The 24,102-nt window shown below is 68.8% G+C and carries 19 protein-coding genes; 2 read left to right on the forward strand and 17 right to left on the reverse strand.

What is annotated here, in order from left to right; all coding sequences use genetic code 11:
• Positions 1-33: 33 nt before the first annotated feature.
• The 17 genes from ACYVDN_RS12710 to ACYVDN_RS12790 all read right to left on the reverse strand — a co-directional run bounded on the left by ACYVDN_RS12710 (position 34) and on the right by ACYVDN_RS12790 (position 20,839).
• Positions 34-3,486 carry a DEAD/DEAH box helicase gene (locus ACYVDN_RS12710; protein ID WP_460571998.1) on the reverse strand — a complete coding sequence of 1,151 codons (3,453 nt, stop codon included), beginning with the start codon at positions 3,484-3,486 and terminating at the stop codon, positions 34-36.
• Between the two features lie 78 nt (positions 3,487-3,564).
• Positions 3,565-4,068, reverse strand: a complete 504-nt coding sequence (locus ACYVDN_RS12715; protein WP_460572000.1) for a MarR family winged helix-turn-helix transcriptional regulator — start codon at positions 4,066-4,068, stop codon at positions 3,565-3,567.
• Complete coding sequence (locus ACYVDN_RS12720) at positions 4,061-4,543, reverse strand: SRPBCC family protein (RefSeq protein ID WP_460572001.1); 483 nt, start codon at positions 4,541-4,543, stop codon at positions 4,061-4,063. The genes ACYVDN_RS12715 and ACYVDN_RS12720 overlap by 8 nt, the downstream gene beginning before the upstream one ends.
• A gap of 110 nt (positions 4,544-4,653) precedes the next feature.
• Positions 4,654-5,385, reverse strand: a complete 732-nt coding sequence (locus ACYVDN_RS12725; RefSeq protein WP_460572003.1) for an NAD(P)H-hydrate epimerase — start codon at positions 5,383-5,385, stop codon at positions 4,654-4,656.
• Positions 5,386-5,681: 296 nt separating this feature from the next.
• Positions 5,682-6,938, reverse strand: a complete 1,257-nt coding sequence (locus tag ACYVDN_RS12730; protein WP_460572005.1) for a class I SAM-dependent methyltransferase — start codon at positions 6,936-6,938, stop codon at positions 5,682-5,684.
• Between the two features lie 313 nt (positions 6,939-7,251).
• On the reverse strand, positions 7,252-8,637 hold the full coding sequence (locus ACYVDN_RS12735; RefSeq protein ID WP_460572007.1) for an LLM class flavin-dependent oxidoreductase: 1,386 nt from the start codon (positions 8,635-8,637) through the stop codon (positions 7,252-7,254).
• Positions 8,638-8,880: 243 nt separating this feature from the next.
• Entirely contained in the window at positions 8,881-9,153 is a 273-nt protein-coding gene (locus ACYVDN_RS12740; RefSeq protein ID WP_460572009.1) for a glutaredoxin family protein, read from the reverse strand.
• Positions 9,154-9,200: 47 nt separating this feature from the next.
• Positions 9,201-9,896 (reverse strand): SGNH/GDSL hydrolase family protein, encoded by a 696-nt coding sequence (locus ACYVDN_RS12745; RefSeq protein ID WP_460572011.1) that lies wholly within the window; start codon positions 9,894-9,896, stop codon positions 9,201-9,203.
• A 56-nt stretch (positions 9,897-9,952) separates the two neighbouring features.
• Entirely contained in the window at positions 9,953-10,387 is a 435-nt protein-coding gene (locus ACYVDN_RS12750; RefSeq protein ID WP_460572013.1) for a MerR family transcriptional regulator, read from the reverse strand.
• 82 nt (positions 10,388-10,469) lie between these two features.
• Positions 10,470-11,465 carry a molecular chaperone DnaJ gene (locus ACYVDN_RS12755; RefSeq protein ID WP_460572015.1) on the reverse strand — a complete coding sequence of 332 codons (996 nt, stop codon included), beginning with the start codon at positions 11,463-11,465 and terminating at the stop codon, positions 10,470-10,472.
• Between the two features lie 136 nt (positions 11,466-11,601).
• Entirely contained in the window at positions 11,602-12,309 is a 708-nt protein-coding gene (locus ACYVDN_RS12760) for a nucleotide exchange factor GrpE (protein WP_460572017.1), read from the reverse strand.
• A gap of 2 nt (positions 12,310-12,311) precedes the next feature.
• Positions 12,312-14,183: an Hsp70 family protein gene (dnaK, locus tag ACYVDN_RS12765; RefSeq protein WP_460572019.1), complete on the reverse strand. Its 1,872-nt coding sequence runs from the start codon at positions 14,181-14,183 to the stop codon at positions 12,312-12,314.
• Positions 14,184-14,382: 199 nt separating this feature from the next.
• A complete protein-coding gene (locus ACYVDN_RS12770) occupies positions 14,383-15,015 on the reverse strand; it encodes a metallophosphoesterase (RefSeq protein WP_460572021.1) in 633 nt (210 codons plus the stop codon).
• 13 nt (positions 15,016-15,028) lie between these two features.
• Positions 15,029-15,331 carry a putative quinol monooxygenase gene (locus ACYVDN_RS12775; protein ID WP_460572023.1) on the reverse strand — a complete coding sequence of 101 codons (303 nt, stop codon included), beginning with the start codon at positions 15,329-15,331 and terminating at the stop codon, positions 15,029-15,031.
• A gap of 52 nt (positions 15,332-15,383) precedes the next feature.
• Positions 15,384-17,162: a YhgE/Pip domain-containing protein gene (locus tag ACYVDN_RS12780; RefSeq protein ID WP_460572025.1), complete on the reverse strand. Its 1,779-nt coding sequence runs from the start codon at positions 17,160-17,162 to the stop codon at positions 15,384-15,386.
• 1 nt (position 17,163) lies between these two features.
• Entirely contained in the window at positions 17,164-19,971 is a 2,808-nt protein-coding gene (locus ACYVDN_RS12785) for an MMPL family transporter (RefSeq protein ID WP_460572027.1), read from the reverse strand.
• Positions 19,972-20,197: 226 nt separating this feature from the next.
• A complete protein-coding gene (locus ACYVDN_RS12790) occupies positions 20,198-20,839 on the reverse strand; it encodes a TetR/AcrR family transcriptional regulator (protein WP_460572029.1) in 642 nt (213 codons plus the stop codon).
• Positions 20,840-20,904: 65 nt separating this feature from the next.
• On the opposite strand from ACYVDN_RS12790, the gene ACYVDN_RS12795 reads away from it, so the two are divergent.
• The gene (locus ACYVDN_RS12795) at positions 20,905-23,145 is read left to right on the forward strand and encodes a glycoside hydrolase family 3 protein (protein WP_460572031.1); all 2,241 of its coding nucleotides are present in this window, start codon (positions 20,905-20,907) and stop codon (positions 23,143-23,145) included.
• A 34-nt stretch (positions 23,146-23,179) separates the two neighbouring features.
• Positions 23,180-23,980 (forward strand): sugar phosphate isomerase/epimerase family protein, encoded by an 801-nt coding sequence (locus ACYVDN_RS12800; protein WP_460572033.1) that lies wholly within the window; start codon positions 23,180-23,182, stop codon positions 23,978-23,980.
• The last annotated feature ends 122 nt before the right edge of the window (positions 23,981-24,102 follow it).

Here is a 24,102-nt window from a genome sequence, read left to right on the forward strand (position 1 = left end):
AGCAGCCGTCACGGAGGTCAAGGATGACCCGAACTACGCCAGCAGCGCGCGGATGTCGTCTGCCGACAGCGTCGAGGAGAACGCGCCGTCGTCGTCGAAGACGGCATCGAAGAGCTCCGCCTTCTGCTGGGCGAGCCGCACCACCTTCTCCTCGATCGTGTCGCTGGCGACCATGCGGTACACGATCACCTGTTTCGACTGTCCGATGCGGTGGGCGCGGTCGATCGCCTGCATCTCGGCCGCCGGGTTCCACCACGGGTCGAGCAGGAAGACATAGTCCGCCTCGGTGAGCGTGAGCCCGAACCCGCCGGCCTTGAGGCTGATCAGGAAGACGGGCTCATCGCCCTCGCGGAACCCGCGGATGACATCCGCACGCCGTCGCGTCGACCCGTCCAGGTATGCGTAGGCGATGCCTGCACCGTCGAGCCGCTCTTCGACCCGGTGCAGATACGACGTGAACTGGCTGAACACCAGCGCACGATGTCCCTCCGCGACAAGGTCGCCGAGCCGTTCGATCAGGGCATCGAGTTTGGCGGAGGGCACGTCTCCCGCGTCAGGGTCGATGAGTGCGACATCCAGCGCGAGCATGCGCAGCAGCGTGATCGAACGATAGACGATGAAGCGCTGCCGGTCGAGATCGGCGAGCAGGCCGAGCACCTTCTGCCGCTCGCGCTGCAGCCAGGTGTCGTAGATGCGCCGATGCTTCGGGTCGAGGTCGATGCGCAGCACCTGCTCCTGCTTCGGCGGCAGCTCCGGCGCGACGAGGTCCTTCGTGCGACGCAGCATGAGCGGGCGGATGCGACGGCGCAGGCGTGCGAGGCGGCCTGCACCGTATGCGGCATCCGTGCCGTGAACCGGGGATTGGGCCGCCGCGATCGGCTTCACGTACTCCTCGGTGAACATCCGACGAGACGGGAACAGGCCGGGTGCCACGATCGAGAACATCGCCCAGAGCTCGTGCAGGTTGTTCTCCAGGGGAGTACCGGTGACGGCGAGCTTGAACGGCGCGTTCAGGTCGCGCGCGAGCCGGTGCGCCTGCGAGGCGTGGTTTTTCACGAACTGCGCTTCGTCGAGCACGAGCCCGCTCCACCGCAGCGCGGCGAAGTCGGCGTTGTCGAGCCGGAAGACCGCGTATGTGGTGATGACGATGTCGGCGCCCTCGACCGCGTCGGCGAGCGTCGTGCCGCGCTTGCGCCGCGTCGCGGTGACGGATGCCACGCGCAGTCCCGGCGTGAACCTCGCCGCCTCACCGACCCAGGTCGCCACCACCGACGACGGCACGACCACGAGGAACGCGCGATGGAGCAGGGATGCCCCACCCGTGGCGATCTCACGCGTATGGGCGATCAGCGCGAGGGTCTGGAGGGTCTTGCCGAGTCCCATGTCGTCGGCGAGCACACCCCCGAGGCCGTGTTCCCAGAGGAACACGAGCCAGTCGTATCCCTCACGCTGATAGTGCCTGAGCTCGGCGGCGAGGCCGGTCGGCAGCGGCGCCTGGTGCACGAGGGCGGGGACATCCGTCGTCAGCGCAAACAGACCCTCGACGCTCTCGCGCCACTCGACGGCCGGGCGCGACACGTCGGCGAGATCCTCGAAGTCGGACCAGAGGGATGCCTGGTATCGGCTGATCCGCGGCCCGGTCTCCCACTCCGCGAGGGCCTCCGACTCGGCGAGCAGCTCCTTGAGGCGGTCGAACACGGGCTGCTTCAGCGAAAGGTAGCTGTGGTCGACGAGGAGCAGCTTCTGGCGGCCGGTGGCGAGCGCGGTGAAGAGCGGCATGAACGGGATCGTGCGGCCTGCGACCGTCACGAGCACGCCGAGGTCGAACCAGTCGCGCTGGTCGGTCGGCACGGTCGTGACGGTGAGCTCCGGCGTCTCTGTCAACTCCGTGTAGTCGACGCGCTCACCGACGACGTCGACCCGGATGCCTCCCGCCGCGTGCCCCTCGGCCCCCAGCGTGTCGAGCGCTTCGATCTCGGGCAGCACCTTCGCGGCCCACTCGGCGGCGTCGATGCCGGTCAGCACTCGATCGGCGAGTGCTCCCGCCGGCGTCGGACTCGTCGGGACGGGAGCGGTCGCGACGTGTGCGTCGCCGACCCCGCCGTCCTCGGGTGGGCGCGCGTCGGCCAGCGGAACCCGCGCGAGCAGCTCCTCGGCGATGGCACGTTCGGCACGTTCATCCCGCCGCCGGTCGTTCACGCGTTCTGCCGCGGGGAACGACCGAGCGCTGCCGCCCGTCGCGTACTCCCACGCCCACTTCAGCGCGATCGTCTGCTTGCGTTTGAACTCGACCGTGAGCACGAGCGTCGGCGGCGCGAGCTCGGGGAGTCGCGTCGACGGGTCCTCCGGACGCACGCCGACTGTCCTCGCGAGCGCCGGATATGCGTCGCGCGTGAACTCAGCTACCTCCTCGGCGGGCACGTCGATGACCTCGCCGCGAGCCAGCGCAAGCAGCTCGGGCGTCAGCGGGGTCGCGGTCGCCGCGAGGATGACCGCCGGTCCCGGCTCCGTGCCCGACGGGGTCGCGCCTGTCTGCCAGGTGACCACCGCGATGCCGTGATCGCCGATCGGATGCACGGCTGTCGCATCCACCTGGGCACCGTCGACGACGATCCGCGGCCGCAGGGTCATCGCGCCGTCATCCCTGGTGCCGGCGGCCAGCTCGAACTCGGCGCCCCCGGCGACCGCGACCGTGCCGTTCTTGTCGCCGGAGACGATGCGGATGCCGCGGGTCGGTGCATCAGCCAGCAATCTCCACAGCAGGGGGCTGGCGAACTCGCCGAGCGTCATCCGCGTGCCGTCGCCCGTGAAGTAGCGGCCGGGAGCTGCGCGGGCGAGCGTCTCGAACTCGACGAACCAACGCAGCTGAACCGGGTCGTAGCCGAACTCGTAGGTGCGGTAGTTGAGGCTTCCCCAGCCGACCTGCGCGTTCACCCAGGCCCGTTTGCCCGGAGCACCGACCCGGGCGGTGAGCTCCAGCCGATCCGACGCCCGTGTGGCGGACTGGAACGTGTCGGTCGTGCGCGACCAACGCCCCTGCGAACGACGTCGCACCCGTTCGCGCACCTCGACGATCAGGGCGAGAGGGGTGAACTCGCGGGCGGCGTCGGTGTCGGAGGTCAGCGCGAGCACGGCAGAGCGCCATCCGGCGCGATCGCCGGCGGGCTTCGTCGCAGGATGACCGTGACGCTCGCGGCTCGCCAGCAAGGCCGCCGCCACGTGTTTGCACCTCGCGCCGACCGGGCAGGTGCATCCGCTCGCAGTCGGGCGATAGCTCGATCCCGGCCCGGCCGACGGCACGAGCGTCACCCAGCAGCGGTACGGACGGCTCGACGTTCCCGCGACCTCGGCCTCGAGCGTTCCGGACTTCCAGGCCAGGTCGGCCACGGCGTCGCGCGCGTACGACCGCGCCCGCTGCAGCACCGACTCTCCGACGAACTCCCGCACCGCCCCCACTTCCACGAGCGGAAACCAGGAGCCGGGCACCCGCACATGCTCTCACGGGGCGCCGACAGCGTGGCGCGTCGGTGCGTGTCACCGGACACGGTTCGCGCGGTCGCGCCTCTACGCGCCGGGCGCCTCCATGCCGCCGAGCAGTCGAAGTGCGGGGAGCAGAGAGTCGGCATCGACGGGTTCGAAGAACCGGGCATCCGCCTCCTCGACGACGGCCACCGCCCGGCGCGCGATCCGTTCCCCCTCGGCGGTGACGCGCACCACCTTGGCCCGTGAGTCGGACGGGTCGGGTTCCCGCGTCAGCAGCCCCTTCGCCACAAGGCGTGCGAACACCTCCGACGCCATCTTCACGTCGGCCCCGGCCTGTGCGGCGACGCGCGCCTGGTTGGGCAACTCGCCGGACCCGCCGAGCCACCACGCGCAGGCCAGCAGCACGAACTGCACGTGCGTGAGGTCGAGCGGAGTCAGAGCTGACGCCATCGCCCGCTGCCACGCGCCCGTCACCCGCCAGAGGAGAAAGCCGGGGCTCTCGCCCGGGCCGCCGCTGAAGCGGGTTCCGCCGGTGCTCTCCGTCGTGGATGCCCGGGGTGTCGGGACCTCGTCGGGCTCAGTCATCCGTGCCGGTGTTCCGTGCCGGTTCCCCGTCGTGGGCCTGCTCGCCGATCACGTACAGCTCGGGGCTCGCCGCCGCCGCGAAGAGCTGCGCCATCGACTCGGGGAAGTCCCCCGCGATCTGCTCGCCGAGCTCCGGCCCGATCTCGTCGGCGGAGACGCCATCGATCTCGAGCCGATGCGTCACGCGCGTTCCGCCCTCCGTCGCCTCGAGCGTGTGACGGAACGTGAGCGTCAGGTCGCCGAAGATCGTCTCATCGGCGTACGTGCGCCCTTCGACGAGGTCGACGATGGTCGAGTCGAAGGTCTCCTGGCCCGCCGGCGTCACCGACACGCGCGTGCCGACGGCGAACGGTCCGTGCAGCGCGAAGTCGTCAGCGCCCTCATAGGTGAGTCGCCCCTCGTGAAGCGCTCGCAGTGCTGCCCACACCGCCTCCGGTTGCAGGTCGGCCTCCGCCGTGTACTCGGTGCTCCACATGGTGCTGTCCCTTCGTCCGCGTCATCCGCGTGCCGGGCATCCCGTGTCCGCGTGATGATCTGTACACAGATTATCCGTGCACAGACTAAATGGCAAGGATCTCACGCAGTTCAGCCGAGGACGACGGGCTCGATCCCCTCCAGGTCGGGCAGAAGCCCGATGTCCACGAGCACGATGCGACCGGCGTACATCGCTCCGGGATTGCGCAGCAGCCCCGCCTTGTACGCGCCGAACGTGACGGTCACGTCGGCAGGGAGCACGATCTCGTCGGGCAGCGCTCCGGTGTCGGGGTCGATTCCGCTCGGCAGGTCGACGGCGACTACACGTCGCCGCGGTGATGCCGCAAGGGGTCGCAGCGCCGCCACGACCTCGCGCGCGAGCCCGCGCAGCGCGGGGCTTCGGTACGCGCCCGTGCCCAGGATGCCGTCGACGAGCACATCTGCGTTCATGGCGGCATCGGTGACTGCACCCACCGGGTCATCGCCGAGCTCCACGATCGACGCGCCTGCCTCGAGCGCAGCAGCAAGGCCCTCAGCGTGCGTGCGGGTCCCGAGCTCCGCGACCGCGACCAGGAATCCGGATGCCGCCAACTCCGCCCCTGCGAACAGCGCATCGCCGCCGTTGTTTCCCGAGCCGACCAGGAGCAGAACGCTTGCTCGCGCACCGGGATCGTCCAGTTCGGCGATCTCCTCGCGGATGACGCCCGCGAGCCCCGCCGCCGCAAGCGCCATCAGAGGTTCGCCAGCCGCGAGATGCGGCTCCTCGGCAGCACGCACCTGCTCGGCCGAATATCCGCGGATCACGTTCGCGACGATACCCTGCGCACCCTCTCGTGGCGCCACGCGCGCCGCCCCGTTCGGGCGTGCCGACGCCACCGCCGGTTGAGGAGCCCACGACGCAGTCGTGCGCGTCCCTTTCCGCCGGCTGAGGAGCCCACGACGCAGTCGTGCGCGTCTCGAAACCCGACACCCACGGCGCTGCGAGGGGTTTCGAGACGCTCGCTCCGCGCGCTCCTCAACCCACGGAAGGAACACCCACTCCGCGTGCTCCTCAACCCACGGAAGGACCGCCCGCTCCGCGCGCTCCTCAACCCACGGAAGGAACGCCCACTCCGCGCGATCCTCAACCCACGGAAGGACTAGCGCCGCGTCGACACCGTGATCGTGAACTTCGCGTTGCGGTCCATCTGCCGGGTCGGTCCTACCTGGTCGCGCAGCACGGGCTTGTAGTCGAGGTGCGAGTTGTAGACCGTCCAGAGCTCGCCGCCGGGTGCCAGCATGCGGGAGGCGGCGGCTACGAGCATCCGTCCGACGCGTAGGTCGAGGGCTGAGCCGTTGTGGAACGGAGGATTGAGCAGCACGAGGTCGGCGCAGGCGTCCGGGATGCCGTCTCCCGCGTCCTCCCTGCGCACCTCGATTCGATCCGCCACGCCGTTCGCCTCTGCGGTCGCCCGAGCGGATGCCACCGCCACCGCCGACTGGTCTGTCGCGATCACCCGCACGCCGGGTCTGCGAAGTGCGAGGGTCGTCGCGAGCACGCCGGTGCCACAGGCGAGGTCGACGGCGACCTGGGCATCCGGCCGCGCTTCGTCGAGGTGGCTCAGCAAGAACCTCGTGCCGATGTCGATGCGCGTTCCCGCGAACGCCCCGCCGTGTGCGCACACCCACACGCCGGGTGCGATGTCGGGGTGGAACTGCCGCCGCGGCCATGGCTCCGCAGTCGTCGCTGCGGCCGCAGCGTTCGCCTGTGCGACGTCGGTCTTCGGTCCGGTCACCGTCAGCACCCGCGCCTTCTGCCGTGCGAGCCCGACGTCGACACGCTCGAAGTGGCGCGCCAGCACGTCGTTCATCGCCACGGTCAGGTGTTTCTGCATTCCACCAGCGAAGACGGTTACGGCCGGATCGGCGTTCGCAGCAATGACGCCCGCGATCTCGTCGAGGGCGTCGAGGCTCTTCGGCAGGCGCAGCAGCATGACCCGTGCGCCCCGTACCAGGTCGACGTCGAGGCCGTATGACCGGTAGGCGCCGCTGAGCCCCAGCCGCTCCGCGTTCGCGTCGAGCGCGCGCTCGGCCAGGACGGCATCCTGGTGCACCCGGATGACGCCGCCCTCTGACACCGTGCTGGCGGCCCACAGCGTCAAGGCCCCGTACGAGTCGCCGACGACGGCCACGTCGTCCCGAGTCGCCCCGTCCCAAGTCACCCCGTCGCGAGTCGCCTCACCCGAGATCACCCCGTCCCGAATCACCCCGTCGCGAGCCACCCCACCCGAGATCACCCCGTCGAGCACATCCGTCGCAGTGTCGGCGATCAGCCGGTCGGCGGCATCGGAGGCGAAGAGATTCCCGGCTTCGGCATCCGGCCACCGGCGCAGCCGTGCCCACTCGAACTGAGCCACCCGCCCAGCCTACGGCCGGCCGACGGCCGAGGCCCGGGCCACAGACCGGGCGCATACCCCGGACCCGCGCGTACACAGACCCCGCATAGCCCGACCCCGTGCGTGCATAACTCCTGCAATTCGGCCGGCCGGACAGAAGCCGACCCCGAGATTCCGCGGCAGCCGCAGAGGACTGCCGGGAATCTGCAGGAGTTATGCGCGGGCCACGCGGGCCAGCAGGGCCCGACCACGCATTTGCGCCACGTGCGCTCTACCGCGCCAACCCAAGTGGCGCAATAGCGCGCAAGTGGCGCGGTTGCCGGGGACCGACCGCTCAGACGTTCCGGGGGAACTGCCCGACGCGGTAGTTGGCGCCGCGGTGGTCATCCGGAAGACGGTCGCCCTCACCGTGGAGCTTGTTGCGCAGCGTGCCCTCTGCATACTCGGTCGGGTATGCGCCGCGCTCCTGCAGGACGGGGATGACGTGCTCGACGATGTCCTCGAACGTGCCGGGCGTCACGACGTATGCCAGGTTGAAACCATCGACGTCGGTTTCCTCCACCCACTGCTGGAGCAGGTCGGCGATGTGCTCGCCGGATCCCACGACGAACGGTCCGAGCCCGCCGATGGCGCCGTGACGGGCGATGTCACCGACGGTCCACTCCTTGCCGTCGGGGTTCGCCTCCTGGAAGCCCGCGACCGTGGACTGGATGGCGTTCGACTTCACGTTTCCGATCGGCTCGTCGAGCGCGTAGGTGGACAGATCGATGCCCATCCAGCCGGACATGAAGACCAGGGAGCCCTCCTCGCTGGCGTAGCTGAGGTAGTCCTGGTACTTGGCCTGCGCCTTCTCCTCGGTCTCATCGGTGATGACGGTGAGCAGCGTGTAGATCTTCGCGGCGTAGCGGTCGCGGCCTGCAGCCTCGAGGCCGTCCCTGATCTTCTTCACGGTCGCGGCGACGACGTCCTTGGTCGGGCCGGCGATGAAGATCGCCTCGGCGTTCTCCGACGCGAACTTCACACCACGTGAGGACGCCCCAGCCTGGTAGATCACCGGGGTGCGCTGCGGCGACGGCTCAGCGATGTGGATGCCCGGCACAGTGAAGTGCGTGCCCTTGTGGCCGATCTCGTGAACCTTGGCGGGGTCGGTGAAGACGCCGTTGTCGACATCCTTCACGACCGCGTCGTCTTCCCACGAGCCTTCCCACAGCTTGTAGAGCACCTCGAGGTACTCATCGGCGTGGGCGTAGCGGTCGTCGTGCTCCATCTGGTCGTCGTGACCCATGTTGCGTGCGGCCGAGGGCAGGTAGCCGGTCACGACGTTCCAGCCGATGCGGCCCTTGGTCAGGTGATCGAGCGTCGACATGCGACGTGCGAAGGGATAGGGATGCTCGTACGCCGTTCCGGCGGTCACCCCGAATCCGAGGTGCTCCGTGACATATGCCATCGGGGGAATGACCAGCAGCGGGTCGTTCACCGGCACCTGCGCACCGTTGCGGATCGCGGCCTCGTTGGTTCCGCCGTACACGTCGTACGTGCCGAGCACGTCGGCGATGAAGATGCCGTCGAACTTTCCGCGCTCAAGCAGTTTCGCGAGCTCGGTCCAGTACTCGAGGTCCTTGTAGTGGTCGGCCCGGTCATCCGGGTGCTTCCACAGACCGGAGGTCTGGTGGGCGACGCAGTTCATGTCGAAGGCGTTGAAGCGGATCTGTCGTGGCATCCGTCCATGCTCGCCGAGGGAGATGTACGGATCGCAAAGAGCCGCAACATTACGTCACATAGCGCCGCCACTCTCGCCGGTCGGGTAGGGCCGGCGGGACCTCATCCCGCAGCGCGAGCAGCGAACCACCACCCAGCCGTCGAGCCACCACGCTATCCGCGCGGACAAGGTGGTGGCTCGGCGAGCCGGTGGTGGCTCGGCGATTCGCGGTGCGCGCGGGCGCGCAGGCGCGGGACGCCGGGCTTACGCGGGGAGGGCGTCCAGCTTCTGCTGCAGCTCCGCGTCGGTCGGCTCGACGAAGTGGGTGCCGTCGGGAAAAACGACGACGGGGATGTTCGTGCGTCCGCTGATCGCGTGGGCGAGGTCCGCCTGCTCGGGCGTCGCCTCGAGGTCGATGTACTCGTAGTCGGCGCCGACCCGGTCGAGCAGCGCCTTCGAGCGACGGCAGTCACCGCACCAGGCGGCGCCGAACATCGTGATGCGGTCGACAGGAGCTTCGGTGAGGTTCGCGGGCATCACTTCAGCGTAGGCGGAATGCCTGAGCCCTGCCCGGGCGGGGCCGCCTACACGATGTGCGCCGACTCCAGGCCCTTTTCGACGGCGGCGGCGATGACGAGCTGGCCGTCCACGGTCGGATGCACGTCGTCCGACTGCAGGTAGCCCGGCATCCCGAGCAGCGGCTTGCCGATGCTGATGTAGATTCCGTTCGCCGACTTCACGGCGGACTCCATGTCGTCGTTGATGCTGTCGAGTTGGGCCGGCGGCTCCTTCTCGTTCCAGACCGGGCTGACGGCGACGATCGTCGCGTGCGGCAGGTCGTGCCGCAGCATGTCCATCGCGGAGATGATCGACTCCTGCACGTCGGACTCGGGCACACCGAGGTCGTTGCTGCTTCCCGAGATGACCACCATCGACGGGTCGAGCTCGACGGCCTCCTCCACTTGGTCGGCGAAGATCGAGCCGTCGTTCCCCCTGGTGACGAATCCGGCGCCGTCGGTCGCGAGGTTGACCAGGTGCCATCCGTTGTAGCCGGCGACTACGGCGGGCCAGGCTTGAGCCGGCTCGAGGCCGTGGCCATCCATGATCGAGTCCCCGATCGCGACGACCGTGCCGGCGTCAGCGGGCGGATCGGCCGTGACCGGATGCGCGTGCACATCAGCCGACAGCGACGCCGCGATCGCGAGCGCGCAGCCGCCGAGCACCAGGAAGGCCGCAGACACGCCCAGCCAGGCGGCTGCAGTGGGCGTCCGTCTTTTCATGCGGGGACCCTAGAACACGAACTTCTCCACAGGCTGCGCACCTGCATTGAAAGGGATCAGCGGTCGAGCGGACGCCAGACGACCACCTGGTTGCTGCGGCGCACCCGGGTGCCGGCACGAAGAGAGACGACCTCGCCCTCCGAGCCGGCCGCGAACACGCGGCGCCCGGGGCGGTTGAGCATCTCATCGGCGAGCGCAGACTCGAGCTCGCGCACGCGGTCCGTCAGCCGGCTGACGTGGTTCTCGAGCTCGAGGATGCGCCGGATGCCCTCCAGGCTCACACCCTCAGCACCGAGTCGCGCCACTTCGCGCAGCTGCACGACGTCGCGCATCGAGTACCGACGCGAGCGCCCAGCCGTGCGTCGAGGGCTCACCAGTCCGAGCCGGTCGTACTGGCGCAGCGTCTGCGGGTGCATGCCCGCCAGCTCGGCGGCGGCGGCTATCGCGAAGACCGGAGTCGTCTCATCCAGTTCCACGTTCACCACCCCCATCAACTCGTGCGCTCAGGTGACTCCCACGGCCGAGCCAACTCTCTCGGCCAAGGGTCTCACGCGTCGGCACGCCGACCTCGCGTCACCGCGCGGCGGCTCTGGCCTTCGCGAGCAGGTCTTCGCGCGGGTTCTCGTCGGGAAGAGTCGCCTCGAACGCCTTCAGCGCTTCCTCGCCGTCCTTGCTGAGGTGCGAGGGCACCACGATCTGCACGACTGCGAGCAGGTCGCCCGTGCCCTTCTTCGTGGTGACGCCACGGCCCTTCACGCGAAGCACGCGGCCGCTCGGCGTCCCTGGTGCGACCTTCAGGCGCACGGTGTCGCCGCTCAGCGTCGGCACCTCGATGGTGGCGCCGAGGGTCGCCTCCGCGAACGTGACGGGCACGTTCACGCGGAGGTTCAGGCCATCGCGCTCGAACACGGGATGCCTGCGCACCGTCACCGTGAGGTAGAGGTCTCCACGCTCGCCGCCATCCGGCGACAGTCTCCCCTTGCGGGGCACGCGGATGCGCTGCTTGTCGGCGACCCCTGCCGGGATGCGCACCTTGACGGTCTCGCCGTCGACGGTGAGGTGCACGGTCTCGCCGGTGACCGCCGTCTGAAAGTCGATGGTCGTTGTCGCAGACACGTCCTGCCCGGGTGTCGGGCCGCCGTAGCCGCGATATCCGCCGGTCGTCTGGCCGAACCGACCGCTTCCGAACAGGCCGCCGAGCAGGTCGTCGTACTGACCGCCCTGTTGGAACGTGTAGCTCTGCCCGCGGCCGCCCTGGTTGAACATGCCGCCGAAGACGTCCTCGAAGCCGCCAGCGCCATTGCCGCCGCCGGGCGCCGTGAACCGTGCGCCGGAGCCCATCGCGCGGATCTGGTCGTACTCCTTACGCTCCTCCTCGTCGGAGAGCACGGAGTAGGCCTCGCTGATCTCCTTGAACTTCGCCTCGGCCTTGGCGTCACCGGGGTTGGAGTCGGGGTGATACTGGCGCGCGAGCTTGCGATACGTCTTCTTCAGATCGGCCTGCGAGACGTCTTTGGAGACGCCGAGCACCTTGTAGAAGTCCTTGTCGAACCAGTCCTGACTGGCCACCCGGCACCTCCCTTCCTGATGATCTCGATCCCGCTATTGCGCCACTTGCGCTCTACCGCGCCAGCTGGGGTGGCGCTATTGAGCGCAAGTGGCGCTATAGCCGGGTGAATCGGTGTGGCTGGATCGGTCGTTTCGCCTAGGCCGGAACCGCGACGACGACCTTGGCGGCCCGCACCAGCGTGGAGCCGAGTGTGTAGCCGACCTCGACGACGTCGATGACGGTCGGCTCGGTGACGCCCGGGGTCGGCTGCTGGAAGATCGCCTCGTGCACGTTGTGGTCGAAGGGCTCGCCTGCGACCGCGAACGTGGTGAGGCCGAGCTTCTCGGATGCCGCGGCACGCAGCTTCGCGGCGATCGTCGCGAACGGGCTGTCACCCTCCAGGTCGCCGTGCTTCTCGGCGCGATCGAGGTCGTCGAGCACGGGAAGGATCGCCTTCGCCGTGTCGGCGACGGCGCGCTCCTTCTCCGCCTCGCGGTTCGCCTCGGTGCGCTTGCGATAGTTCGCGTACTCCGCGGTCACGCGCTGCAGGTCGGCGAGCCGCTCGGCCGCGAGCTCCTCCGCGTTGGACTGCCCTGACAGGAAGTCCAGGTCCGCGTCGGAGAGGGATGTCTCGACATCCGGCCCCTCGTAGCCCTCGCCGGTGTCGATCACCTGCTCGTGCTCGAGGTCGTCGGACCCGGCGGCGGAGTCCCTCGACCCCGCCGCGTCGTCCTGCGTCGCGTCGCCGTCAGGCTGACGAACCTTTCCCGTGTCGGGGTCGACCCGCCGCTTGTCGCGGACGACCGGCTCCTCGTGCTCGTCGCCGGGCCCTGAGCCCGTCGAAGGATCGTCGTTCTTCGCCATGACTACTTCTTCTCATCCTCGTCGTCCACGACCTCGGCGTCGACCACGTCGTCATCCGACGCCGACGACTCCGACTCGCCCGACTCGTCTGAGGCGTCGCCCTGAGGAGCGGATGCCTCAGCCTGCGCCGACTGATAGATGGCTTCGCCCAGCTTCTGCTGGCTGGCGTTCAGCTTGTCGAACGCCGTCTTCACGGCCTCGTCGTCGTCGCCCGCGAGAGCCGACTTCAACGCGTCGACGTCGCCCTGCACGTCATCCTTCACGTCGGTCGGAAGCTTGTCGTCGTTGTCCTTGATGAGCTTCTCGATCGAGTAGACCAGCTGCTCGGCACTGTTGCGCACCTCGGCGGACTCGCGACGCTTCTTGTCTTCCGCCGCGTGCTCCTCGGCCTCGCGCACCATGCGCTCGATGTCGTCCTTCGGCAGCGACGAGCCGCCGGTGATCGTCATCGACTGCTCCTTGCCGGTGCCCTTGTCTCTCGCGGAGACGTGCACGATGCCGTTCGCGTCGATGTCGAAGGTGACCTCGACCTGCGGGATGCCCCGCGGGGCCGGTGCGATGCCGGTCAGCTCGAACGTGCCGAGCGGCTTGTTGTCGCGGGTGAACTCGCGCTCGCCCTGGAACACCTGGATCGCGACAGACGGCTGGTTGTCGTCTGCCGTCGTGAAGGTCTCGCTGCGCTTGGTCGGGATGGCCGTGTTGCGCTCGATGAGCTTGGTCATGATGCCGCCCTTGGTCTCGATGCCGAGGCTCAGGGGGGTGACGTCGATCAGCAGGACGTCCTTGCGCTCGCCCTTCAGCACGCCGGCCTGAAGCGCGGCGCCGACGGCGACGACCTCATCGGGGTTGACGCCCTTGTTGGGGTCCTTGCCACCGGTCTCCTGCTTCACCAGGTCGGAGACGGCCGGCATGCGCGTCGAACCACCGACCAGCACGACGTGCGCGATGTCGCCGACCTTGATGCCGGCTTCCTTGATCACGTCCTGGAACGGCTTCTTCGTGCGGTCGAGCAGGTCGCTCGTCATCTGCTCGAACTGAGCACGGGTGAGCGTCTCGTCGAGGTTCGCAGGGCCGTTCTCGGTCAGCGAGAGGTAGGGCAGCTGCACGCTGGTCGACATGGAGCTCGACAGCTCCTTCTTCGCCTGCTCAGCGGCCTCCTTGAGACGCTGCAGCGCGATCTTGTCGCCCGAGACATCCACGCCGGTGGTGTCCTTGAACTTCTTGATCAGCCACTCGACGACGCGCTGGTCCCAGTCGTCGCCGCCGAGGCGGTTGTCACCGGCGGTGGCGCGCACCTGGATCGTGGAGAAGTCGTCGTCCTTGCCCACCTCGAGCAGGGAGACGTCGAAGGTTCCGCCACCGAGGTCGAAGACCAGGATGAGCTCGTCTTCCTTGCCCTTGTCGAGGCCGTATGCGAGGGCAGCAGCGGTCGGCTCGTTGATGATGCGCAGCACGTTGAGGCCCGCGATCTCACCGGCCTCCTTGGTGGCCTGGCGCTCGGCGTCGTTGAAGTACGCCGGGACGGTGATGACGGCATCCGTCACCGTGTCGCCAAGGTACTGCTCGGCGTCGCGCTTGAGCTTCTGCAGAATGCGCGCCGAGATCTCCTGCGCGGTGTACTTCTTGCCGTCGATCTCCTGCGTCCAGTCAGTGCCCATGTGGCGCTTGACCGACGAGATGGTGCGGTCGACATTGGTGACTGCCTGGCGCTTCGCGGTCTCGCCGACGAGCACCTCGCCGTCCTTGGTGAACGCCACCACCGACGGGGTGGTGCGGAAGCCCTCGGCGTTCGCGATGACGACGGGCTCGCCGCCCTCGAGAACCGAGACGACGGAGTTGGTCGTTCCGAGGTCGATACCTACTGCTCGTGACATGTGTTGTGTTTCCCTTCCTCGAGTGCGTGACACCCTGATGGCCCGGCGCCGTGTGCGCCCGCGGCCGAAGCCTGTGTGTTCTAGAACCGTGGTCGAAGTCTGTGGTCGAAGCTCGAAAGACTTGAGCCTCGCAGACTCAACTTATGCGAGGGGCTGGATGACTGTCAAGTTCAAACCCCAAAAGTTGAGCGCACTCATATCAACTTTGAACCGATACCCCTGTATTCCCGCGACCATCCAGCCAACCGTCGATCACCGAGAACGGGATCGGCGCGTAGTCGAACGCGTCCGCTCCGACGTGGAACTGGTTGCCGTCGGCGCCATGGTCGCGGGCGTGGATGTGCCCATGGATGAGCGGAAGTCCGTCATCCCTCGGTCGCAGGCTGCGGTACCGCTCCTCCTCCTGCGAGTCGCCTCGGTAGGGGTAGTGGCTGGCGAGCAGCCTGTGCCCATGGCGGGTCCCTTCGACGATCTCGGGAAGGATCTCCCACCCTGCGGCCTCGTAGAGCGGCCTGAACCTCTCGACCATCTTCTGGCTCTGCGTCGCGGCGGAGACCCGATCGTGGTTGCCGGGCACCAGCAGCCGCCGCCCGTTCAGCGCGGCTGTGAGCGGCAGGGACTCCGCGATGGGCCCGAGCGCGAGGTCACCGAGGTGGAGCACGACGTCGTCGGGGCGGACCAACCTGTTCCAGCGGCGGATGAGCTCGTCATCCATCTGCTCGACCGTGGAGAACGGCCGACCGGCCAGCTCGCTGATGCGGGCATGGCTGAAGTGCGTGTCCGAGGTCACGAAGTCGACCTGGTCGAAGTCGAACAACGGGTACTCGCTCATGACCGCGACGGGCTCAGTCGCGCAGCGGCGATCCAACGACGTCGAACCGGAATCCGCCGAACACCCCCGACAGCAAGGGGCGCGCCGCTGCGATGGACGCCTGAACGGCGGGCAACGCGAGCGACGCGCGATGCGCTTCGGCGCTCTCCCAGAGCTCCATCACGAACACCGTGTCGGGCTCGTCGTCATTGACTCCCACCTCATACGCACGGCAGCCGATGCCGGCGAGAGCATCGCTGCGCTGCGTGAGGTGCCGGACGAGCTCGTCGCGCTTGCCGGGAACCGCGCCCAGCGTGCCGACGTTCGCGAAGATCATGGTCACCACCGTACCGAGGACCGCCGTCGCTGAGGCCGCTGTCTGCTCGCCGTCATGCCGCCTGGGCCCGCAACCGAAGCCGACGCCGTGCGACGACGCCCGCGAGCACGAGCGCCACCCCGATGACCCCCCAGAGCACGACGAGCACGCAGGCCTGGATGGCGAGCGCCGGCTCACCCGTCACCGCCCCTCGAAGCGCGGCGAGCGCCGGCGAAGTGGGCAGCACGGAGGCGATCGAGACCAGGCCGGCCGGCACGGTGGACGAGACGCCGACGGCGAGCGCCACGACACCGATCAGCACGGCGAGCAGACGGCCGAAGGCACCGAGAACGGCGACGAGTCCCTGGTTCACCACGGCGAACACGGCGCCGACGAGAGCGGCGACCCCGACGTATCCGACCCACGTCGCCGGAGCGAGGCCCAGCCCGATGACCACCACCGAACCGAGCACCACACCCTGGGCAGCACCCAGCGCGGCGCCGATGCCGACCGACCGCGCCGCGAGGGCGAGCGACGACGCGCTCGTGAGCAGCCGGGACTCGGGGACCGACCTGCGCACCAGAGCCAGCACGAGTGCGCCGATCCACAAGCCGAGCACCGTGAAAAGCGGCACGGCCTGGATGCCCGAAGGCGCCGAGCGCGGATCGACCACCACCGGCTGGGACGCTGTCGACGACAGCACCTGGATGTCCGAGTCGGAGTACGACGGAATCTTGTCGACGGCCTGCCCCAGCCCGGCGGCGAGCTGATCCGCACCGCTCGCCACCTGCTGGGCGCCGGAGGCCAGGTTGGCTTCACCGCTGGCGAGCGACGATGCCCCAGAGGCGGCCTGGTCGATGCCGTTCACCAGCTGGGGCATCCCGTCGGCGAGCGCCGATGCGCCCGATGCCACGGCGTCGGCACCCGAGGCCAGTTGGCCGGCGCTCGACGCCGCGCCCTGCAGCTTGCCGAGCGCTGCGGTCGCCTGGTCGCACAGCGGGCCTGGACGCTGGCAGATCTGGGCGACGACACCGGTGAACGAGGTGACCGCGTCGGAGAGGGATGACGAGATTCCCTGCGTGCCGGCACTGACCTGTGCAGCGCCGTCGGCCAATTGTGCCGTCTGTGAGGGCAGGCTCGCGGACTGCGACGAGAGCGTGTCGAGTCCGGACGACAGCGACTGTGCACCCGAGTTCAGCTGCTGCGCGCCACTGGATACCGAGTCGGCGCCCGACGCCACCTGACTCGCGCCCGTCGACGCCTGCGCGATCTGGTCGTGCACCGAGTTGAACCCCTGGTAGACGCCCTGCAGGTACTGGTCGATGATCTGCTGGTTGAGTTGGGTGGTCGCCGTGGCCGTGACGGCCTGCACTAGCGCGGGGTCGAGCAGCGCCGAGGTCGGGCTGGTCTTCACCTGCACCAGTGTCTGCACTGCGCTCTGTGCCGGGCCGGACAGTGAGCTGATCGACGTGGAGAACGACTCGGGGATCGTCACGACGGCCGCGTACCGACCGTCTGCCAGGCCGTCGGTCGCATCCTGGTCGTTCGTCAAGACCCAGTCGAAGTTGGAACCGACCTTGGTCGCCTGCACCGGGGCATCCTCGTTCGGGCTCGAACCGGCTATCAGTCCCGCGGCGAACTGGCGCCCCAGCGGGCTCGACGTGCCGTTGATCGTGACGGGCACATCGTCGTTCACGATCGCCGCCTGCACCCGGTCGAGATGGAGAGCGGGCGTCGAGAGCCCCCACATGAGCAGCACCCCGACGAGCAGGGGAAGGAGCAGCACCGACGCGACCAGCGCCCCTCCCGGGCGCTCGGTGCCCGACATCGCAGAGAGCGGATTCCGCGGCATGTCAGCTCACCTCCGGTTCCATCGCAGCGGCGGTATCGGGAACGCCTGACCACGCCCCGAGGGTCGACTCCTGCACCCCGTCGAGTCCGACGACGTCATCCACGTCGGCATCCGGCGAGCAGGACGCGACAACGGTCAGTCGCCCTCCGCTCGCGGCGCGGGCTCTCCGCAGCACGTCCGCAACAGCAGCACGGTCCCGAGCGTCGACGATCCCCTCGACATCGCAGAGGCCGATCAGAGTGACGTCGTCGCCCAGAACGAGGCGAACGGCGCCAAGCGGGTCGGATGCCCCACGCAGGGTCACCACGCCCGAGTGGCTTCGCACCGCACCGGAACGCGACGGGAGCACCCGGCCGTCGACCCTGAGCCGCCCGGATGTCACGGGAGCACGCCCGCAGAGCGCAGCAACGAGCGCGGCGCCCGCGACACGGTCATCCGATCGCACCACGAGCACCCCGCCGTACGGAACCCGCGCCGTGAACCCGGAGACGAGCTCGAGACCCGACTTCTCGATCGTGACATCCTCCGCCGCGACGGCGAGCTCGTCCGCGTCGTCCGGCCAGCCGGCGAGCGCGATCTCGTTCGCGATGCCCTCGCCTTCGGCGTCGAAGTGCGGAAGAACCCGGTCGAGCGCTCGCGGCATCCACCAGGCGCCTCTTCCGAACAGGGTGAGCACGGCGGGGATGAGCGTCATCCGCACCACGAACGCGTCGATCGCCACGCCGACCGCGAGGCCGAGCGCGATGGGCTGGATCGAGGCATCGCCCTCGGGAACGAACGCGGCGAACACCGCGAACATGATGATCGCCGCGGCGGTGACCACCCTGGCGGAGCCGAGGAAACCCCTGGTGATCGCCTCTTTCGGCTCGCCGTGATGCACATAGTCCTCGCGCATGCGGCTGACCAGGAACACCTCGTAGTCCATGGCGAGCCCGAACAGCACGCCCATCAGGATGATCGGCATGAAGCTGATCACCGACCCGAGCGATTCCACGCCGAGCGGCCCGGCCAGGAACCCGCTCTCGAAGACGAGGCTCGTGATGCCGAAGGCGGCTCCGATCGAGAGCAGGTAGCCGAGCGCGGCCGTCACGGGCACGACGATGGATCGGAACACCATCGCGAGCAGCACGAGCGACAGCCCGACGACCAGGATGCCGAACGGCAGCAGCGCCTGCCCGAGCCTCTCCGACACGTCGATTCCGGCAGCCGTGTACCCGGTCACCGCAAGGTCGACGCCGTACTGCTTCTGGAATGTGTCGTGCATCGCGCGCAGCCGCGCGACCACCTGCTCGGTCGCGACGGAGTCCGGCGAGCCGTTCGGAATGACCTGCACGACCCCGGTGTCGCCGTCCTGATTCGGGGTGGAGAGCGGAACGGCCACCACTCCAGGCACCTTCGCGATGCTCGCACCGAGGTCGTTCATGAGTCCAACGGGGTCTTTGCTCTGGATGACCGAGCCGGTCATGATCAGCGGACCGTTGTATCCGGGGCCGAAGTGCTCGTCGATGAGGTCGTACGTCACCCTGCCGGGCTCTCCGGCGGGGAGCGATCCGGCGTCGGGAAGCGCGAGCCGCAGCTGCGTGATGGGCACAGTCAGTATGCCGAGTGCTGCGACGATGACCACGATCGTGAGCACCGGCCACTTGGTCGCACCGCGCACCCAGCCGACGAAGAAGCGCGGCGGACGATCGGTCTCGCCGAGCGCGGCCGCCGCGTCCCTGCGCGCCTTGCGCTCCCGCGCGCGCTTCGAGCGCGGCATCCGAGCGGATTCGCCCGGCCGATACCGACGGCGCACCACGCGCCATCCCGCGAACCCGAGCAGTGCCGGGGTGAGGGTGAGCGACACCAGCACGGCGAGCGCCACGGCACCGGCAGAGGCCACTCCCATCGTCGTGAGGAAAGGGATGCCCGCAACGCTGAGCCCGACGAGGGCGATGATCACGGTGACGGCGGCGAACACCACAGCCGATCCCGCCGTTGCGACCGAGCGGGCGGCGGACTCCTCAGGATCGATGCCGCTGCGCACTTGGTCCTGATGTCGTGAGGTGATGAACAACGCGTAGTCGATGCCGACGGCAAGACCGAGCATCAGGGCGAGGAGCGGGGTCGTGGAGGTGATCGTCGTCACCGACGTCAGGGCAAGGATCACCGACAGTGCCACCCCGACCCCGAGCAGAGATGTCACGAGCGGCATCGTCGCGACGAGAAGTGAGGCGAACGTGAGGGCGAGCACGCCGAACGCGACGGCGATGCCGAGCAGCTCGGTCACGCTGATCCCTGCCGCGGTCTGCGAGAACAGCTGTCCACCCATGGCGGCCTGCGACCCGCTGGGGAGCTGCGTCTGCAGCCGGTGGGCCTCAGCCTGCAACGCGTCGGCGGTGGATGGCGCGACCTGGCTCTGCACCACCGCGAGCTGCACGGGCACGATGACTGCGGACTCGTCCGAGCTGATGTTCGCGCTCGACGTCGAGGAGTAGGGGGACGTGACGGAGGCGACCTGAGGCAGCGCGGAGAGCCGCTTCACGCTGTCGTCGATCGCGGACTCGAACGTCGAGTCCTTCACCGACGAGCCCTTCGGCGCCACGGCCACCATCTGCGCCGTCGCCCCGCTCATCTGCGGAAAGGTGCGTGCCAGCGCGTCGAGCGCCTGCTGCGACTCCGTTCCGGGGATCGCATAGGTGTTCTGGGTTCCGGTGCCGAACAGAGCGGCACAGCCTATCGCTGCCGCGAGCACTACCAGCCAGCAGACAACCACGAGTGCGCGGGCCCGGAAGGCCCATCGACCGACGCTGTAGAGAAAGGACGACATGCTCGGCCCCCTAGCCGTGACCCTGTGAATGTAGGCCGCCCCGGCAAGCCGCCGCCTGCCCCCGAATGCGGGGCAACGCGCTCAGCCCCCTCAGCGACCCACCGTCCCCAGTCGCACGACACCGGTCGACAAAAACCTTACAACGGCAGGTTTTGTTGTGTAGCATCGTGCGTGGCGGCCGGATGCAGCGACGACGAGGGGTGCCGGTATGACGACGACGGCGAGGTCAGGCGCCCGCGCGCTCTCCGTCAGCGGCCGGAAGGATGCGCTCGAGCAACGCCAGCGAACGTCGCACGTCGACGGTGTCGGGGGAGAGCAGCCACTGCACCTGCAGCCCGTCGGACGCGGCGATGACGAGTGCTGCGGCATCCATCGCGTCGATGTCGCTTGCGATGAGCCCGGCGGCCTGGTCACTGCGGATCCGCTCGGCCAGCATGTTCCTCAGCCGCTCGAACCGCTCGCGGATGAACGTCTCGGACGCCGGATGCCCCTCCTGCAGCGCGTCAGTGGAGAGCGTCGCGTAGAGCCGCACGAGCCCGGGGATCGACCGGTTGCGGTCGGCGCTGAGCGCCATCGCCTCGACGGCCGTCACCTCGTCGGAGACCTCCGCGTCGAACGCCGCGCCGACGGAGCTCTCCTCGTGCGCCCGGTACACCTCGACGAGCAGCTCGTCTCGCGACGCGAAGTAGTGGCGCAGGGTGGCGTGCGAAACGCCGATCGCGTCCCCGAGCGTCCGCAGCGAGGTTCCGTCGACCCCGTGGTCGGCGAACTCGGCGATGGCGCTCTCGATGATCTGCCTGCGGCGTGCGATGCCCTTCGCGTACGACCGTCGCGGGGTCGCTCCCTCGGGGGTACCGCCGTCGCTCATCCTGACATCGTAGGCCGCCCCATCGTCGCCACCACCCACCCAGAACGCCCACCGAAGGAACCCGAATGACAGACAACGCCGCGTCGTCGCGAGTCGACGCACTGCTCGCCGAGCTCACCTCCGAGGAGAAGGTCGGACAGCTCATCCAGTACTTCTACTTCTCCATTCCGGCCGGCCAAGAGGGCGCCGACCCCGGCATGGCCGCGCAGCCGAAGATGGTCGAGGCTGCGCTGGCAGACGGCAGCGTCGGATCGCTGCTGTTCGTCACCGACCCCGAGCAGACGAACCGTTTGCAGAAGCTCGCGATCGAGGGCAACGCGCACGGCATCCCCGTGCTGTTCGGATTCGACGTCATCCACGGGCTGCGCACCATCTTCCCCGTTCCGATCGCGCTCGCCGCGTCGTGGGATGCCGACACCATCGAACGCGCCCAGTCGGTGGCAGCACGAGAGGCCCGAGCGGTGGGCATCCACTGGGCGTTCGCTCCGATGGTCGACATCGCCCGCGACCCGCGCTGGGGACGCATCATCGAGGGCGCGGGTGAGGACCCGCTGCTGGGCGCCATGGTCGCCGCCGCGCAGGTCAGGGGGTTCCAAGGCGAAGAGCTGGGTGCGCCGGAACGCATCGTCGCAGGGCCCAAGCACTTCGCGGGCTACGGGGCCGCGCTCGGCGGACGCGACTACGACGAGGTCGACCTCTCCGACCAGGAGTTCTGGAACACCTACCTCCCGCCGTTCAAGGCCGCGATCGACGCGGGCGCCGGCAACATCATGTCGGCGTACATGGACCTGAACGGCGTGCCGGCCTCCGGCAACCACTGGCTGCTGACCGAGGTACTGCGCGACGCCCTCGGCTTCGACGGCTTCGTCGTCACCGACGCGAACGCCGCACGAGACCTCACGACTCACCACTTCGCCGCCGACAATGCCGACGCCGCGGTGCGCGCCGTGAACGCCGGCGTCGACATGGAGATGGCCATCTTCCAGCCCGCCTTCGCGAGTCTCGTGGCTGCGGTGGGTGACGGACGGGTCGACGTCGCGCGTCTCGACGAGGCCGTGCGACGCATCCTCATCGTCAAGGAGAAGCTCGGACTCTTCGAGCAGCCATACGTCGACGTGCAGAAGGCCGGCGAGGTGCTGGCCGACCCGGCGCACCGCGACGAAGCCCAGCGAGCTGCGGAGCGTGCAGCCGTGCTGCTGCGCAACGAGGGCGGGCTCCTGCCGCTGAACGCCGACGCCGTGCAGAAGGTCGCCGTGCTCGGCCCGCTCGCCGGCTCGAAGCGCGACACCATCGGGCCGTGGGTGTTCGACTTCGACCTCGATGAGACTGTGACGATCGTGGACGGCATCCGTGAGCGGCTCGCCGGTGGGCCATCCGTCGTCTACGAGTCGGGAGTCGCGGAGCCCAAGCGCACGTTCCCGTCGATGTTCGAGATGTTCGGCGACAGCAGCCCCAGCGCTCCCGCCGATTTCGACGCGGAGGCAGCGTTCGACCGCGCCGTCGCCGCCGCAACCGAGGCGGATGTCGCCGTCCTGGTGCTCGGCGAGCAGCAGGACATGATCGGCGAGAACGCCTCCCGGTCGGACCTCTCGCTGCCCGGCGATCAGCAGCGGCTGCTCGAGGCGGTCGTGGCCACCGGAACCCCGGTCGTGCTGGTCCTCATGAACGGGCGCCCGCTCGACATCCGCTGGGTCTCAGAGAATGTTCCCTCCATCCTCGACGCCTGGTACCCCGGAACTCGGGGCGGATCGGCGGTCGCGAGCCTGCTGTTCGGCGACGCCGCGCCGGCCGGCAAGCTGCCCTTCACCTGGCCTCGCACGGTCGGCCAGGTTCCGATCCACCACGCCGTGACCCGCTCGCACGCACCGGATGACCAGGGCCGCCGCTACTGGGACGAGGAGAGCACCCCGCTCTATCCGTTCGGCCACGGCCTGACCTACACTTCGTTCGCGTACGGCGACGTGACCGTCGGTGCGCAAAGCACGGGGCCGCACGGAACCATCGCCGTCTCCGTCGACGTCACCAACACGGGCGAGCGCGACGGCGTCGAGGTGGTGCAGCTCTACCTGCACCAGCGGTACGGCACGTCGTCGAGGCCGCTGCGGCAGTTGAAGGCGTTCCGTCGCGTCGAGATCGAAGCAGGAGCGACGAAGACGGTCGCATTCGAGGTCGGACCCGATGAGCGCCGATACTGGAGTGCAGCGACGCAGGACTGGGTGCTCGATGCCACGGTCTTCGACGTCTGGGTCGGCGGCGACGCCGGTGCCCGGGCACACGCAGAGTTCACCGTCGCGGCTGACGCCTGACGCGACATCCACCATCACAACGAAGGAGCACTCAGTGTCCAACCCCTCCGTCCAGCTGTACTCGGTGCGCGATGCGATCGACGCCGACCTCGATGGTGCGGTCGCCCGCGTCGCCGAGATCGGGTTCACCAAGGTCGAGCCGTACGCGTTCCACCTGCGCACCGCCGATTACGTGCGCGCGTTCGCGGCGACCGGCCTCACTGCCCCGACGGGACATGCGCCCGTGATCGACTCGGATGACGCGGGCTCGATCTTCGACGCCGCGGCTGAACTGGGCATGACGACGGTCATCGACCCGTTCATCCCGACCGACCGGTGGCAGACCGCCGACGACGTGCACCGCATCGCCGACCGCGTGAACGAGCTCACCGAGCAGGCCAAGGCTCGCGGCCTCGAGTTCGGCTACCACAACCACCAGTGGGAGTTCACGAACAAGGTCGACGGCCGCCCGGTCTACGACCTGTTCATCGAGCTGCTCGGTCCCGACACCGTGCTCGAGGTCGACACCTTCTGGGCGACCGTCGGCGGCGCGGATGCCCCCGCCGTGCTCCGCTCGCTCGGTGACCGCGTGCGCGCCCTGCACATCAAGGACGGCAAGATCACCGACGACATCCTCAACGTGCTGCCCAGCAGCGAGAGCGCGCTGATCGTTCCCGAGGCGCTCAAGGCCGCCTTCGAGAACCAGATGCCTGCCGGACAGGGCGACGTCGACGTGAAGGCGATCCTTCAGGCCGCACCGAACGCGCTGCGAGTCGTCGAGTTCGACGCCTACAAAGGCGACGTCTTCGACGGCATCGCGCAGTCCCTCGCGTGGCTTGCGGAGAACGACGCCTGACGTCCTGACATCTGGCCCGCACCACAGGGCACGAAGCGCCGGGGTTCTCCCTCAAGGAGGCCCCGGCGCTTCACCGTGTTGGGCGGCACATTCGACGATTCAGGCCCGAAGTCGGAATTCGC

This window comes from Humibacter soli (assembly GCF_054779035.1).